Genomic DNA, 15,578 nt, shown 5'->3' with positions numbered 1-15,578 from the left:
AAAAGATGATCATGGCAAAGGAGTATTAAATTATGAAACAAGGTATTCATCCAGACTACCAAGAAGTAGTATTTATGGATTCAGCAACTGGTGCTAAGTTTTTAGCAGGTTCAACTTTAAAGCCAACTGAAACTATTGAATTTGAAGGTAAGACTTACCCATTAGTACGTGTTGAAGTTTCTTCAGCTTCACACCCATTCTACACTGGTAAGCAAAAGTTTGCTCAAGCAGATGGACGTATCGAAAAATTCAACAAGAAATACGGTATGGCAAAGAAAGACTAATATTTTCAATATTAGTAAAAGAGCGGTTCCTTTTGGAATCGCTCTTTCGTTTTTAATCACAACGTAACGTGGTATAATTCTAAAAGGTGCACATAGAGATTTTGCCAATTAAGTAAATGGTAAAGTATAATTAAGCTATATGCAATTTTTAGTAGGAGTAATCGAATTATGAAAATGCAACTAGCAGAAATAGCTAAGGCTTTAGATAGTGAATTAAATAATGGAGAAGAAACAGTTATTACATCCGTTGAATTCGATTCGCGAAAAGCAGCTGCTGATTCTTTATTTGTCCCTTTACAAGGAAGTAGAGATGGCCATGAGTTTATTGAAAGTGCAATTGAAAATGGTGCAGCAGCGACCTTGTGGAAAAAAGGTCACCCTGGAAAGCCAGAAAATTTTCCTGTAATTGAGGTTGAAGATCCATTAAAAGCATTACAAAAACTTGCAAAGTACTATCTTACTAAGGTAAATCCGACTGTTGTTGGGATTACAGGCTCAAATGGTAAAACTACTACGAAAGATATGGTTTCAGCAGTTTTATCAAAACGTTTCAATGTTCATAAGACGCAAGGAAACTTTAATAATGAAATTGGAGTACCAATTACAATTTTAGAAATGAAACCTTCTACTGAAATTGTAGTATTGGAAATGGGGATGGATCGTCCAGGCCAACTCCATCATCTAAGTGAATTGGTCCGCCCTGATGTATGTGTAATTACAATGATTGGTGAAGCCCATATTGAATTCTTTGGTAGTCGTGATAAGATTGCCGATGCAAAAATGGAAATTACTGACTTTTTAAAAGAAGATGGAAAGTTCATCTACAATGGGGATGAACCATTATTACGTCAGCGTGCAGAAAAGATTAAACAAGAGACAGGAACTTTTGGCTTTAATGATACAGATGATGTGTATGCCACAGAATTTGACTCACAAATGCGAAAAGCAACTTTTTCAGTTAATAATACTAAGCAAAAATTTACTATTCCAATGATTGGGAAACACAATGTTTCTAATGCTTTAGCTGCCTTAAGTGTAGGAAGACATTTTGGAGAAACCGATGAAGAAATAGCAGCAGCCTTGGCTCATTTTACTCCTACTGCAAATCGAATGGAGTGGAAAACAGGTGACGTGGGTGAGGCAATTATGGATGATATCTATAATTCTAATCCGACCGCTGTTAATGCTGTAGTGAAGTCTTTTGGCCAGGTTAAAGTTGAAAATAATGGCCGAAGAATCGCAGTTCTGGGGGATATGTTAGAATTAGGAGCTAAATCTTCACAGTTGCATGCTGAACTTGCCCCAATTTTTGATCCCAAGGTAATTAATGAGCTTTACTTATATGGACCAGAAATGAAAAATCTCTACGATGCGTTATTAGAAAAATACGATCAAGATCATTTACATTATTATGCGCAAGATAAAATGAATAAATTAAATGCGGACTTAGAAGAAGATATTAAGGCTGATGATATTGTTTTATTAAAGGCTTCTCATGGAATGCATCTTGAAAAAGTTTTAGACAATCTCCTTTAGGAAAGGAAAAAAATTATTTGAAATTCGCAGATTTAAATTTAAAACCAGAAATCTTAAAAGCTATTAAAAGAGCTGGATTTGAGGAAGCTACCCCAATTCAAGAAAAAACAATTCCACTAGTTTTAGAAGGAAAAGATGTAATTGGGCAAGCTCAAACAGGAACTGGAAAAACAGCTGCTTTTGGATTACCAGTTCTTCAAAAAATTAACCCTAAAGAAAAAAGTGTTCAGGCTTTAATTATTGAACCTACACGTGAACTTGCAATTCAGACTCAAGAAGAATTATTCAGACTAGGTAAAGATGAAAAGGCAAAGGTTCAAGTAGTCTATGGCGGAGCTGACATTCGTCGTCAGATTCGTTCTTTAAAGCAAGCACCAGATATCTTAGTAGGGACACCTGGTAGATTGTTGGATCATTTAAAACGTGGTACAGTCAATTTATCAGACGTAAAGACAATTGTTTTAGATGAAGCCGATGAAATGCTTGATATGGGTTTTATTCAAGATATTGAAAGTATTTTGAAGTATGCATCTAATGATCACCAAACGCTTTTATTTAGTGCAACAATGCCTAAGCCAATTATGCGAATTAGTGAAAAATTCATGAAAACTCCAGAAATTGTTCAAATTAAGGGAAAAGAATTAACAGCTAATTTAATTGATCAATATTTTGTTCGAGCAAAAGAGAATGAAAAATTTGATATTTTATGTCGTTTAATTGATGTGCAAAATCCTGAATTAGCAGTAGTTTTTGGAAGAACTAAAAGACGAGTAGATGAATTAACTAGAGGTTTGCAGGCACGTGGCTACAATGCAGCCGGAATTCACGGCGATCTTTCTCAAGGACGTCGAATGAATGTGCTTAAGCGATTTAAAAATGGCAAGCTTGATATTTTAGTGGCAACTGATGTGGCAGCTCGTGGATTAGATATTTCAGGTGTAAGTCACGTTTATAATTATGATATTCCGCAAGATCCTGATTCATATGTTCACCGAATTGGAAGAACGGGACGAGCAGGTAAAAATGGTATTTCAGTAACCTTTGTTACGCCAAATGAAATAGGTTATATGAGAACTATTGAACAATTGACCCGAAAGAAGATGATGCCTTTACGTCCACCATCAGATGAAGAGGCATTTAAGGGCCAATTAAGTGCTGCTACTAAAAAGGTAGATGACCTTTTAAAAGGTAATTTAGACAAATATACTAGTGGAGCAAATGAACTCTTAGAACAATATTCTGAAGTTGATCTAGCTGCTGCTTTACTTAAGACACTTTCTAAGGATGCTGAAAGTATCAAAGTTAAAATTACCCCTGAAAAGCCACTTCCATTTAAGGGTAAGCATGAGCGTAAGCGGGGTAATTTTAGACGTTCTAACAAGCATAATAATCGTCACCGCACTAATAATCGAAATCATACAACTAAAAAGCCTAGCGGACACGATTTTGTGATTAAAAAGAAAAAAGACTAAAAAAATCTCCTTCTATGATGTAGTAGAAGGAGATTTTTTGGAAAGGGTAAGTAATTGATTAAGGGAATTGGAATCGATATTTTAGATTTAGATCGAATCAAGAAAATTATTGCTAAGGGTGATCTATTTGCTAAAAAGGTTTTAACTGAAGCAGAGTTTTTACAATATAAAAAATTTTCTGGTCAGCGACAAGCCGAATATTTAGGAGGCAGATTTTCTTGTAAGGAATCTTTTACAAAGGCCTATGGAACAGGAATTGGAAAAGAAATAGGGTTTCAGGACTTAGAAATTTTACAAAAAGAGACTGGTCAACCAGTGATGACGTGCAAAAAATTTAGTGGTAAGATATTTGTCAGTATTTCTCATGAAAAGAAATACGTAATCACAGAAGTTTTGTTGGAGGAAAACAATTAAGATGATTCCTACTATTCATCGTCCAGCACAAGTAAATGTAAATCTGGATGCTATTAAACAAAATGTAAAAAATGAAGTAAAACATTTGGCTCCTAAGCAACAACTTTGGGCAGTTGTCAAAGCAAATGCATATGGTCATGGTAGTGTTCCTGTTGCTTATGCAGCAGAACAAGCAGGAGCAACAGGATTTTGTGTAGCTACTTTAGATGAGGGGCTACAATTAAGAGAAAAAGGCATAACTAAGCCAATTTTAGTTTTGGGAGTTGTTGATCCAAAATATGTTTCAGTAGCTAGCGAAAATAATATTTCTTTAGCGGCAGCTAGTTTAGAGTGGCTGAAGGAAGTTGGAGAAATTTTACAAATTAATCAGCAGATATTGAAAATTCATTTAGCTATTGATTCAGGGATGGGAAGAATTGGATTTTCAGAAAAAGAAGAGTTTATTGCAGCTAATCAATATTTAGAAGGTAATAAAAATTTTGATATTGAAGGGATGTTCACTCACTTCTCTAAAGCGGATTCGGCAGATACAGAATATTTTGATTATCAAGTCAAGCGCTTTAAGGAAATGCAATCCTTACTTACCGTTACTCCAAAATATATTCATGTGGCAAATACAGCAACAAGTATTTTTAATCGAAAAGTTAAAAGTGATATTGTAAGATTTGGAATTGGAATTTATGGCTTGAATCCTTCTTCTGCACCTAATACAAATGATTTGAAATCTGAAGTTACCTTAAAACCTGCACTTTCCTTTACTTCAGAACTTAGTTTTGTTAAACAAATTCACAAAGGTTATGGAGTGGGATACGGGGTCACTTTTAAGGCTAAAAAAGATGAGTGGATTGGAACAGTCCCTGTAGGTTATGCAGATGGTTGGTTACGACAGATGCAGGGCTTCAAAATTAAAGTAGGCGAAGAATATTGTGAAATTGTTGGTCGAATTTGTATGGATCAATTTATGGTATTACTTCCTCATGAGATGCCTGTAGGAACTAAGGTAGAATTGATTTCATCTGATCCTCAAGCACCAAATAATATTAAGGCTGTGGCCGATTATGCAGGAACAATTCATTATGAAATTGCCTGTTTATTGAGTGATCGATTACCTAGAAAATATAACTAATAAAATAAACTAGTTAGCAATATTGCTAACTAGTTTATTTTGTCTGCTAAAGAATTTTCGTCGTTTTTAATCGTTAACCCGGATTCTAAATCTTCGATTTCTGGTACTGGGTAACCCTTCTTTTCGAGTTTTTGCACAATATTTTTCATTGTAGTTTCTGAAACACCAGAAGGTAAGGTAAAAAGTGTGCGTCGAATTAATTCGCCATTTCTAACATCTAATGTTAAGCAGCCAGCAATTGTAGAATATTTGGAAATAATTTTAGACATTTTTGCTAAATTTCCTCGGTTATTATCTGACAAAACTGTTAAAACATAAGAACCAGTTTTCATGTTCCAAGCATCTGACAACATATCAAGTAAACGAGAGTGAGTTAGGATGCCGTAGAAACGATTTTCTTGGTCTAAAACGGCAATATAAGGTAAATCACGAATATTAAAGAAGACACGATAAAAAGGTGAATCAACTTTGATAGTTTTGGTGGCATTCTTTAAAAGGTAAGTTACAGGTAGTGACATATCACCACCTTGTGATTTGTGACGATAAATGTGCATTTTATAGATGTTCCCTCTAAAAATTTTTCCACTATCATCTAAAATAGGAACACAGCGAAATCCAGAATCTTCTAAAATTTCCAAAGCTTCTTGTAGGGTAGCTTTTTCATTTACTGTAGTTAAGTATGCTCGTTTACGCACAAGTGATTTAATAAGCATCAGCTTACCTCCAAATAATTGATTTAATAACTTATAAATTATAACATATTTAGATTTTTTGATTATGGTGAAAGAAAAGATAGATTAATTTTAGGTAAATAAAAAAACATTTGCCTAAGCAAATGTTTTTTTAGTAATTTGATAATCGATTATTGACGAACCTTAACGCCAGTTTCCTTGAAGGCTTTGTCCATAACTTCCTTCAATTGCTTAGCTGAAGCTTGCATCTTTTGCATTTCATCTTCATCTAAAGGCATTTCAATAATTTGTTCCAAACCATGACGACCGATAACAGCTGGAGTACCGATGTGAACATCGTGTAAGCCGTATTGACCATCCATAGGAACTGAAAGTGGAAGAACTGCGTGTTCATCGTTTAAGATAGCTTTAGTAATACGTGCTAAAGCAGTACCAATTCCGTAGAAAGTTGCACCCTTCAAGTTAATGATAGTGTAAGCTGCGTCTGCAACAGTCTTGTGAATTTCTTCAAGCTTGTTTTCGCCAACTTCTGGGTGAGCAGCAACCCAATCACGAACCTTAACACCACCAACGTTGTTGTAGCTCCATACTGGGAATTCAGTATCACCGTGTTCACCAAGCATGTAAGCATTAACTGAACGTGGGTCAACGTGTTCCATTTCACCGATAACCTTTTGAAGACGACCTGAGTCAAGAGAAGTACCTGAACCGATAACGCGGTCTTTAGCAAATCCTGACATTCTCCAAGTTGCGTGAGTCAAGATATCAACTGGGTTAGCAGCAACTAAGAAGATACCGTGGAAACCAGATTCAACGATTGGTTCAACGATTGAACTTAAAATCTTTAAGTTCTTGTTAACTAAGTCAAGACGAGTTTCACCAGGCTTTTGTGGTGCACCAGCAGAAATAACTACTAAGTCAGCATCTTTAGCGTCTGAGTATTCTGCTGAGTAGATGTTCTTAGGTGCAAGCCATGGAGTAGCGTCAGCTAAGTCAATTGCGTCACCCTTAGTTCTATCCTTAACGATATCAACGATACCTAATTCTTGAGCAATTCCTTGTTGAACTAATGAGAATGCGTAGCTAGAACCTACAGCACCGTCACCTACAAGAATAATCTTATGAATCTTTTCTTCTGTCATAATGTTAATACTTCCTTCCACTTAATTAGTGATAGATTTAACAATATAAATTATATCATTCTAGAGCGAATATGCTAAATAATTTCTCAAAAAAGTTGAAAACCTTCTTAAAAAGTGGTGAATAAGAAGAAAAGAGAGAGAATATGTTATAATTTTCACACTAAGAAAAAAGGATGGCGTAATTATGAAATTAATTGTAGGATTAGGAAATCCTGGAGCAAAATACGATAAAACAAAGCACAATACTGGATTTATGGCTATTGACCACTATCTTGAAAAAAATAATCTAAAACTCGATAAGGAAAAATTTTTGGGCCACTGGACTAAACAAAAAATTAAAGGTGAAGATGTTGTTATCTTAGAACCTCAAACTTATATGAATGATTCTGGGAAATCAATTGCACAAGTTACTAACTTTTTTAAAATTAAACCTGAAGATATTTTAGTTATTCAAGATGATATGGACATGCCGGTAGGTAAAATTCGAGTAAGAGCGAGTGGAAAATCTGGTGGCCATAATGGAATAAAAAGTATTATCGCATTATTAGGAACAAGTAATTTTAATCGTTTAAAAATTGGAATTCAGCACCCTGCAAAAGAGAGTGTGGTTTCGTGGGTATTGACACCGTTTAAAGGAGAAGATCAAAAAGCTATTGATAAAGCTTTAGATATAAGTGATCAAATTATTGAAGATTTTATTGATGGTAAGAGCACTCAATACTTAATGAATCGTTATAATTAAGAACTGGAGTTAATTATGCAAGTTTCAGACATTGTTGCAGAAGATAAGACACTAAATAACTTTATTGAAAAAATTCCTGGGTCTAATCGTTCACTTTTGACAGGAGTAAACGAAGTATCGCAAGCTCCTATAATTAAGCAAATGATGAATAAACTTCAGCAGCCATTAATGGTTATTGAGGAAAATGAAGACAAAGCGCAGCGACTTGCAAATGAACTTAGCAGTATTTTAGGAGAAGAGATTGTTCATACATTTCCAATCGATGCAACAATTGCTACACAAGCGGCAGTTGCCTCGCCTGATGAACTTAGTCAGCGTTTAAAAACGCTAAATTTTTTAAATAGTGGACGTCCTGGCGTTATTGTCGTCACTCCTCAAGCAGTGCAATACCAACTTTCAGATCCGGCTGAATTTAAAGCGGGGGCAAAAGTCTTTAAGCCAGAAAAAGAGTATGATTTACAGGAACTTTCTAAGTGGTTGACTAATGTAGGTTATCAGCGTGAAAGTATTGTAGCTAAGCCAGGAGAGTTTGCAATTCGTGGTGATATTGTTGACATTTATCCATTAGATAGAGAAAATCCTGTTAGAATTGAATTTTTTGGTGATGAAATTGACACCCTTAAAGAATTTGATGTTGCTACTCAACGTAGCTTAGATGAAGTAGAGACGATTACAATTGCTCCAGCACTAGATCGAATTTATCACAAAGAAGATTTTGAGCGAGCAGTAAAGCAGATTGAAGAAGATATTAAAAAGTCTCCTGCTGATCCACAAGCAGTAAACAATCATTTTGAGTTAAGTTTAGAAGCATTAGAAAAAGGCCAACTTCCTGAAAACTCTTCATTTTTAGTAGATTATTTATTGGCCAAGTCCTTTAGTTTGGTAGATTATTTAGCAGATTCTGGAATTGTTTTGTACGATGATTGGAATTTATTAAGAAAAAATATTACTGACATTGACCAACGTAACCAGGAATTTTTAAAAGAAGAAGTGGTTGCAGGAGCAATGCTGGCTAGACAAAAATTACGGCTTGATTTTAAGAAAGTCTTGAATCATGCTAAACAAGTTCGAGTTTACTTCTCGATTTTTCAAAAAGGACTGGGACGTTTAAAACTAGATCAGCTTGCTAATATTACTACCCGACAGCCACAGCAATTTTTTAGTCAAATGCCTCTAATTAAATCTGAATTGACTAGTTTTCATAAAGAAAAGCAAACAGTAATTTTACAAGCAGATAGCAAGCAAAGAGCACGTGAAATTAATCAAACTATGATTGATTATGGGCTCGATATTCCAATTGTAGCTAAAGATAAAATTTTACCAGGAAAAACTCAAATTATGGTTGGCAATTTGGTTAATGGTTTTGGCTTACCAAGTGTCAATTTAGTTTACTTGACTGAGCGAGAATTATTTAATCAACAAAAAAAGGTACAGCGTAAAGTTAGAACTCTTGAAAATGCACAACGTTTACGTAGCTATAATGAGTTAAAACCTGGTGATTATGTTGTGCATGTAAATCATGGTATTGGTCGCTTTGAGGGAATAAAAACTCTAGATAATAATGGTAAAAAGAGAGACTATATTACCATTACCTATCAAAATCATGATCAATTATTCGTACCAGCTGATCAGTTAGGCTTAGTTCAAAAATATGTTGCTTCTGAAGGAAAAGTACCTCGAGTTAATAAATTAGGAAGTAGCGAATGGGCTAAAACAAAGCGTAAGGTTCAAGCAAAAGTTGAAGATATTGCGGATGATTTAGTGGAGCTTTATGCAAAAAGAGAGGCAGAAAAAGGTTTTGCGTTTAGCCCAGATGATGAATTACAGAAAGAATTTGAAGCCTCATTTCCTTATCAAGAAACTCCGGATCAATTGCGTTCAATTAAAGAAATTAAGCAAGATATGGAAAGTGCTAAACCAATGGATCGTTTGCTGGTGGGGGATGTTGGGTTTGGTAAGACAGAAGTGGCAATTCGTGCTGCGTTTAAAGCAGTAAGAGATAATAAACAGGTAGCCTTTTTAGCTCCAACAACAATTTTGGCTCAGCAACACTTTGAAACAATGCAAGATAGGTATAAGGATTTTCCAGTCCGGGTTGCTCTTTTGTCACGTTTTCAATCTGCAAGTGAAGTTAAACAAATAATCGCTGATTTAAAAGCTGGGAAAATTGATATTCTTGTGGGAACGCACAGAGTATTATCAAAAGATGTCGAATTTAAAGATTTAGGCTTATTGATTGTTGATGAAGAACAACGATTTGGTGTTAAGCATAAAGAACGATTAAAGGAATTAAAATCTAATATTGATGTATTAACTTTAACCGCAACCCCAATTCCAAGAACGCTTCATATGTCGATGGTTGGTGTGCGTGATTTATCAGTAATGGAGACGGCCCCAACTAATCGGTATCCAGTACAAACTTATGTAATGGAAGAAAATAAGAGTGTGGTTCGAGAAGCAATTTTACGAGAAATGAAGCGAAACGGCCAAGTGTTCTATTTACATAATCGAGTGGGGGATATTGACAAAACAGTAAGTCAATTGCAAGAATTAGTTCCAGAAGCAAAAATTGAATTCATTCATGGGAGAATGAGTGAAAATCAACTTGAAGATATTATGTATCGCTTTGTTAAAAATGAATTTGATGTTTTAGTAACCACAACAATTATTGAAACAGGTGTAGATATGCCGAATGCAAATACTTTAATTGTTGAAGATGCTGATCATTATGGCTTAAGTCAACTTTATCAATTACGTGGTCGAATTGGGCGAAGCGCTCGCCTGGCTTATGCCTACTTTTTATATCGTCAAAATAAGGTGTTAACTGAGGTAGGAGAGAAAAGATTAGGTGCAATCAAAGACTTTACTGAGTTAGGCTCAGGCTTTAAGATTGCGATGAGAGATCTTTCAATTCGTGGTGCAGGAAATATGTTAGGAAAACAGCAACATGGATTTATTGATAGTGTGGGATATGATTTGTATGCCCAAATGCTTGATGAATCTATTAAAAAGCGCCAAGGGAAAAAGCAATTGCCTAAGACTAATGCTGAGGTTCAATTTAATCTTGAAGCTTATATTCCAGATGGTTATATTGAAGATCAAGAACAAAAAATTGAATTTTATAAAAAATTAAAGCAATTCAAACTAAAAGTGATGCTGATGAAATCTCAGATGATTTAATAGATCGTTTTGGTGATTATCCACTTCCTGTTGAAAACTTACTAAATGTTTCTGCAATTAAAGCAATTGCAGATTATGCCCAAGTTTTAACTATTGAGCAAAAAGATGATAAAGTTCGTATTATTTATGATAAAGAAGCTAGTAGACATTTAGAGGGGCCAAATGTCTTTAAGGCCTTAGAAAATGTTAATCTACGTGCTCGAGTAAATAATGATCCGCAAGAAAGATTAAATGTAATGCTTGAAGTAGAAAAGAAAACTTCTACAAGACAATTGTTTAAAGAACTTACAACATTTTTATCTGCAAGTTCGGAAATTTTAGAACAAGAAGAAGGAAATAAATAGATGCGTTTAGATAAATTTTTAAAGGTTTCTCGCTTAGTTAAGAGAAGAACAGTGGCTAAAGAGATGGCTGATAAAGGAAGAGTAAAGGTCAATGATAAAGTTGTAAAGTCTAGTTATGATGTCAAGCTAGGAGATACAATTGAAATTGGCTTTGGAACGAAGGTCTTGAAAGCAAAGGTAGTTGATATCAGAGATACTACCAAAAAGGCAGAAGCAAGTGATTTATATGAATTAATCGATTAATGACATTTTAGGTGTTAAATGTTATAGTTACACTTGTGAAAGATGGAGAGAGTAAGATTTTGAATAAGGACGGTGAAGAACGTGGTAAAAAAAGGCCCAAGAATTTATAATGGTCCTACTGAGGATGTTAAGTGGGAAAAAATGCAAAAACAAGCTAGGCGAAAGATAAAAGAAAAGCATCGAATTCGAAGAAGCTGGATTATAGCTATTTTTTCATTTTTAATTATTATTGGGTGTCTAAATTTATTACATCTAAAATCTAAGACAAATCAGCTTAATCAACAAATTTCTGCTAGTAAGATGAAATTAGATCAGGTTGATAAAACAAATACTAAACTTAAGACTCAGGAAAAGAATCTTAAGGAGACTGATTATCTTGAAAAGTGGATTCGTTACAAATTATATTATTCAAAAAAGGGAGAACAAATTTATAATATTCCTGAACCTCAGGATAATGATTAAATTATGAAATATAAAATTGGTTTACGTGTTAACGGTAAAGTTAATAACATTACAAAAACAGGAATTTTTGTTACTTTAGACAAGAAACATCATGGTTTAATTTATTACAAAGAGTTTGGTAATGATTGGAAAAACATTCAAGCTAAATACGAAAAGGGCCAAGAACTCAGAGTAGTAGTAATAAATAATAAAGATGGAAAATTGGCTTTATCCTTAAAACAAGTAAATAATCCAGATTTAGTTGACCCAACTAATCAATTTAACCATCAAGAAAATTTCTCCAAAACATTAGAAGAAGTAATAAATGAAGCAGATAAGAAAATATCAAGTCTTCAGAAAAGTTGAAAGTGATCCTTCAGGGATCGCTTTTTCCATAAGGAAATTAAATGATAAATTTAGAAAAGTTTTTTAATGACAATAATTTAGATTACAAAGATAAAAATATTTTGGTTGCAGCAAGTGGTGGACCAGATTCGATGGCTTTGGTTGATTTAATAAGAAAATTGAATCCTCGTAAGCTTGTGATAGCACACTTAGATCATCAGTTACGGGCAGATAGTTATTTAGAAAGTGAAGTTTTAACTGCTTATTGTCAAAAATATAAACTTCCATTTTTTGAAACTAAATGGGATAAAAAAGATCATCCTAGCACAGGAATTGAGGAAAAGGCGAGAAAAGTAAGATATAGCTTTTTAAAGAAAGTAGCTAGTCAAGAACAGATTGATTATGTTTTAACTGCTCACCATGGAGATGATTTATTTGAAACAATTTTATTGAAATTAACTCGCTCAGGTGATCCAAGAGAAATGAGTAGTTTAAAACCAGTTCGTCCTTGGGAAAACTTTCTTTTAGTTAGGCCATTATTGATGTATTCCAAAGAGCAGCTACTGGAATATGATAAAAAAGAAAAATTAGAGTTTATAAATGATCAAACAAATGATGAAGATAATATTATTCGTAATCGTTTGCGTCATCATGTAGTTCCAAAATTAAAAAATGAGAATAAATTGCTTTTAAAGAATGGGAATCGTTTTTTTAAAGAAATGGCTACTCTGATGAAAGAAAGAGAGTTACTTTTTAGAAAAATTAAATACGAAATTTTTTTAGGAACATTAAGAATAAAGGAAGAAGAAATAGCAGGATTTGATGAGTCCTTAAGACTAGATTATTTTTCTTATTTAATTAAGAAACGCTTTGGTAAGCAAGTTTCATTTAGTGAAAGAAATAGTGCGCAAACTAAAAATGGGTATAGTTATACCGCTTATCAAGGTTACTATTACTTATATAGAAAAGATAAATTCTTAAAACAGAAAATGTCCTGGGCAAAAGTGTTGATAAATACACCATTTAAGTGGCAAAATAATATGTACATGATTGCAAATCAAGAACTTAAAGATAAAAATTTAGAAAAAATAGGTGTATTTTTTACTACAGCTAATTCTAATTTTAGTATTGGGGAATTAATGCCAGGAATGCGGCTAAATTTGGCAAACGGTCAAAAGGTTAAGCCCAAAAAAAAGTTTGCAGAAAATGCTATTCCTAGTTTTTTACGTCCTTTTTGTTTGGTGATTTTTGCAAATAATCAGGTAAAATATATTCAAAATGTTTACCAGAATCAAAATTATGATAAGAGCTATAAAAAATATTATGTATATTCTTTAAAGAATAAATTAATTAATTAGGGATTATGGTAAATTTATGGTAAAATTTTGAAAGTAATTCTAGAGTATCCTGCGGAGGTTTTATATGAAAAATAAAAGAAATAGGCTATTTTCAAATGGTCTTTTCTACATCTTAGTATTCGTAGTACTCTTGGCTGGAATTAATTGGGCGATGGGTGGCTCAGGAAGTGGCTCATCTAGTGAAAATATCCGCTATTCTGAATTCTTAAAGGATTTGAAAGCTGGAAAGGTCAAGAGTTTCAATATACAACCAGCGAATGGTGTATACACTGTAACGGGTACATTTAAAAAAGCTCAAACTGCCAAAAATCAAAATAATAATACTTTTTCTTTATTAGGTGGATCTAGTTCTAAAGGAAAAGTAACTAACTTTAGTACTACGATGCTTCAAGATAACTCAATGGTTAGTGAAGTATCAAAGGCAGCTCAGCAAAATGGTACAGCAATTTCAGGGCAAGGAGAATCTCAGTCTGGGACTTGGATTTCTACCTTAGTAATGCTTGTTCCTACCATTATCTTCATCGTAATGCTATGGATGATGATGAACCAAACTGGTGGTGCTGGTAGAGGCCGCGGTATGATGAGTTTTGGAAAGACGCAAATTAAACCACAAGACCCATCAAAAAATAAAGTTCGTTTCTCAGATGTTGCTGGTGAAGAAGAAGAAAAGCAAGAATTAGTAGAAATTGTTGAATTTTTAAAAAATCCATCAAAATTTACTAAATTAGGAGCACGTATTCCAGCTGGTGTTTTACTTGAAGGACCTCCTGGTACTGGTAAAACTTTATTAGCACGTGCAGTTGCCGGTGAAGCAGGGGTACCATTTTACTCAATTTCAGGTTCTGACTTTGTGGAAATGTTTGTTGGGGTTGGTGCTTCTCGTGTGCGTGATTTGTTTGAAACTGCCAAAAAGAATGCTCCAAGTATAATTTTCATTGATGAAATTGATGCCGTTGGTCGTAAACGTGGTAATGGGATGAATGGTGGTCACGATGAACGTGAACAGACTCTTAACCAATTACTTGTTGAAATGGATGGATTTGACGGTGATGAAGGTGTAATTGTTATTGCAGCTACAAACCGCTCAGATGTTTTAGACCCAGCATTATTGCGTCCAGGTCGTTTTGATAGAAAAGTTTTAGTTGGTCGTCCAGATGTTAGAGGACGTGAAGCAATTTTAAAGGTACATGCACGTAATAAGCCTTTAGCAAGTAATGTTGACTTAAAGGAAATTGCGCGTCAGACTCCTGGATTTGTAGGAGCTGACCTAGAAAACCTTCTTAATGAAGCTGCTTTAGTTGCTGCAAGACGTGATAATAAACAAATTACCGCAGCTGATATTGATGAAGCAGAAGATCGTGTAATTGCGGGACCAGCTAAGAAGGATACTGTTATTTCTGCAGCTGATCGTAAGCGTGTGGCTTACCATGAAGCTGGACATGCAATTGTAGGATTGGTATTAAGTGATTCTAGAACTGTTCGTAAGGTAACTATTGTACCTCGTGGACGTGCAGGCGGATATAACATTATGCTTCCAAAAGAAGATCAAAATCTTTTAACTAAGAAGCAATTAATGGAACAAATCGCTGGTTTCATGGGTGGACGTGCTGGTGAAGAAATTGCAGTTGGTGAAAAATCTACTGGTGCTTCAAATGACTTTGAACAAGCAACTAATATTGCTCGTGGAATGGTTACCCAATATGGAATGACAGATGTTGGTATGGCAGAGCTTGAATCTCCAAGTATGCAAACCCCATATGGTACTAAGCCTTATAGTGAAGCTACTGCAGCAAAAATTGATGACACTATTGAAGCACTTCTTAACCAAGGTTACGAAACTGCTAAAGAAATCATTAACAATAATCGAGAAATTCACCATGCTATTGCTGCTGCTTTGCTTAAGTATGAAACCTTGAATGAAAAGCAAATTCTTTCATTATACAAAACTGGTAAGATGCCTGAAGATAGTGAAAATGAATTTCCAAGTGAAAATACGCCAACAACTTTTGAACAAGCAAAAGCTGCTGCGGAAAAACAAGCTCTTCATGAAGAAAAAGTTCAAGAAGAAGATGACAAAAAGAATATTCATCCTCTTCCAGATGATGATCGTAATATCAACGATATTCCACTTAATCCACCATCTGAAAAATCTTCTAACAGTGAGTCAGACTCACATGAAGATAACAATGAAAAAGATAAATCAGACAAAACTGATGATCAAAATTAAGTGTAAAATAGAGCCGATAAAGGCTCTATTTT

Annotated in this window: 13 protein-coding genes and 1 pseudogene; 12 read left to right on the top strand and 2 right to left on the bottom strand. The window is 34.3% G+C overall.

The genetic code is table 11. From position 1 onward, the window contains the following. The first annotated feature begins 32 nt into the window (after window positions 1-32). The 5 genes from FP435_RS06980 (at window position 33) to alr (ending at window position 4,832) form a co-directional block, all read left to right on the top strand. On the top strand, window positions 33-284 hold the full coding sequence (locus tag FP435_RS06980; protein ID WP_265483546.1) for a type B 50S ribosomal protein L31: 252 nt from the start codon (window positions 33-35) through the stop codon (window positions 282-284). Between the two features lie 168 nt (window positions 285-452). Continuing rightward, a complete protein-coding gene (locus tag FP435_RS06975; RefSeq protein ID WP_265483544.1) occupies window positions 453-1,820 on the top strand; it encodes a UDP-N-acetylmuramoyl-tripeptide--D-alanyl-D-alanine ligase in 1,368 nt (455 codons plus the stop codon). A 17-nt stretch (window positions 1,821-1,837) separates the two neighbouring features. Continuing rightward, complete coding sequence (locus FP435_RS06970; RefSeq protein ID WP_265483543.1) at window positions 1,838-3,292, top strand: DEAD/DEAH box helicase; 1,455 nt, start codon at window positions 1,838-1,840, stop codon at window positions 3,290-3,292. A gap of 54 nt (window positions 3,293-3,346) precedes the next feature. After that, a complete protein-coding gene (gene acpS, locus FP435_RS06965) occupies window positions 3,347-3,706 on the top strand; it encodes a holo-ACP synthase (protein ID WP_265483541.1) in 360 nt (119 codons plus the stop codon). A 1-nt stretch (window position 3,707) separates the two neighbouring features. Then, window positions 3,708-4,832: an alanine racemase gene (gene alr, locus FP435_RS06960; RefSeq protein WP_265483539.1), complete on the top strand. Its 1,125-nt coding sequence runs from the start codon at window positions 3,708-3,710 to the stop codon at window positions 4,830-4,832. Between the two features lie 29 nt (window positions 4,833-4,861). On the opposite strand, the gene cbpA is transcribed toward alr, so the two are convergent. Both cbpA and FP435_RS06950 read right to left on the bottom strand, forming a co-directional pair. Beyond that, window positions 4,862-5,545, bottom strand: coding sequence for a cyclic di-AMP binding protein CbpA (cbpA, locus tag FP435_RS06955; RefSeq protein WP_265483537.1), 684 nt, complete (start codon window positions 5,543-5,545; stop codon window positions 4,862-4,864). Between the two features lie 149 nt (window positions 5,546-5,694). Further along, window positions 5,695-6,666, bottom strand: a complete 972-nt coding sequence (locus FP435_RS06950; RefSeq protein WP_265483536.1) for an L-lactate dehydrogenase — start codon at window positions 6,664-6,666, stop codon at window positions 5,695-5,697. 184 nt (window positions 6,667-6,850) lie between these two features. Between FP435_RS06950 and pth the strand changes: the two genes are divergently transcribed. From pth to ftsH, 7 genes and pseudogenes are all read left to right on the top strand, one after another. Then, the gene (pth, locus tag FP435_RS06945; protein ID WP_265483535.1) at window positions 6,851-7,408 is read left to right on the top strand and encodes an aminoacyl-tRNA hydrolase; all 558 of its coding nucleotides are present in this window, start codon (window positions 6,851-6,853) and stop codon (window positions 7,406-7,408) included. 15 nt (window positions 7,409-7,423) lie between these two features. Continuing rightward, a pseudogene (gene mfd, locus FP435_RS06940) lies at window positions 7,424-10,932 on the top strand (transcription-repair coupling factor). Beyond that, a complete protein-coding gene (locus FP435_RS06935; protein ID WP_265483534.1) occupies window positions 10,933-11,175 on the top strand; it encodes an RNA-binding S4 domain-containing protein in 243 nt (80 codons plus the stop codon). Window positions 11,176-11,256: 81 nt separating this feature from the next. Beyond that, window positions 11,257-11,637, top strand: a complete 381-nt coding sequence (locus FP435_RS06930; RefSeq protein WP_265483533.1) for an FtsB family cell division protein — start codon at window positions 11,257-11,259, stop codon at window positions 11,635-11,637. Between the two features lie 3 nt (window positions 11,638-11,640). Further along, complete coding sequence (locus tag FP435_RS06925; RefSeq protein ID WP_265483532.1) at window positions 11,641-11,982, top strand: S1 RNA-binding domain-containing protein; 342 nt, start codon at window positions 11,641-11,643, stop codon at window positions 11,980-11,982. 41 nt (window positions 11,983-12,023) lie between these two features. Further along, window positions 12,024-13,319, top strand: coding sequence for a tRNA lysidine(34) synthetase TilS (gene tilS, locus FP435_RS06920; RefSeq protein ID WP_265483531.1), 1,296 nt, complete (start codon window positions 12,024-12,026; stop codon window positions 13,317-13,319). Window positions 13,320-13,383: 64 nt separating this feature from the next. Continuing rightward, entirely contained in the window at window positions 13,384-15,546 is a 2,163-nt protein-coding gene (gene ftsH / locus FP435_RS06915; protein ID WP_265483529.1) for an ATP-dependent zinc metalloprotease FtsH, read from the top strand. Window positions 15,547-15,578 lie beyond the last annotated feature (32 nt).

The organism is Lactobacillus sp. PV037 (assembly GCF_014522345.1).
Taxonomy (GTDB): domain Bacteria; phylum Bacillota; class Bacilli; order Lactobacillales; family Lactobacillaceae; genus Lactobacillus.
The sequence above is the reverse complement of the archived record's forward strand: the minus strand, read 5'-3'. Positions and strand labels throughout refer to the sequence as shown.

What these genes read in the sequence shown, in the direction of transcription:
- cbpA (WP_265483537.1), bottom strand. Translation starts at nt 5,545, where the DNA reads ATGCTTATTAAATCACTTGTGCGTAAACGAGCATACTTAACTACAGTA.
- ftsH (WP_265483529.1), top strand. Translation starts at nt 13,384, where the DNA reads ATGAAAAATAAAAGAAATAGGCTATTTTCAAATGGTCTTTTCTACATC.
- FP435_RS06975 (WP_265483544.1), top strand. Translation starts at nt 453, where the DNA reads ATGAAAATGCAACTAGCAGAAATAGCTAAGGCTTTAGATAGTGAATTA.
- FP435_RS06950 (WP_265483536.1), bottom strand. Translation starts at nt 6,666, where the DNA reads ATGACAGAAGAAAAGATTCATAAGATTATTCTTGTAGGTGACGGTGCT.
- FP435_RS06925 (WP_265483532.1), top strand. Translation starts at nt 11,641, where the DNA reads ATGAAATATAAAATTGGTTTACGTGTTAACGGTAAAGTTAATAACATT.
- FP435_RS06935 (WP_265483534.1), top strand. Translation starts at nt 10,933, where the DNA reads ATGCGTTTAGATAAATTTTTAAAGGTTTCTCGCTTAGTTAAGAGAAGA.
- FP435_RS06980 (WP_265483546.1), top strand. Translation starts at nt 33, where the DNA reads ATGAAACAAGGTATTCATCCAGACTACCAAGAAGTAGTATTTATGGAT.
- tilS (WP_265483531.1), top strand. Translation starts at nt 12,024, where the DNA reads ATGATAAATTTAGAAAAGTTTTTTAATGACAATAATTTAGATTACAAA.
- alr (WP_265483539.1), top strand. Translation starts at nt 3,708, where the DNA reads ATGATTCCTACTATTCATCGTCCAGCACAAGTAAATGTAAATCTGGAT.
- pth (WP_265483535.1), top strand. Translation starts at nt 6,851, where the DNA reads ATGAAATTAATTGTAGGATTAGGAAATCCTGGAGCAAAATACGATAAA.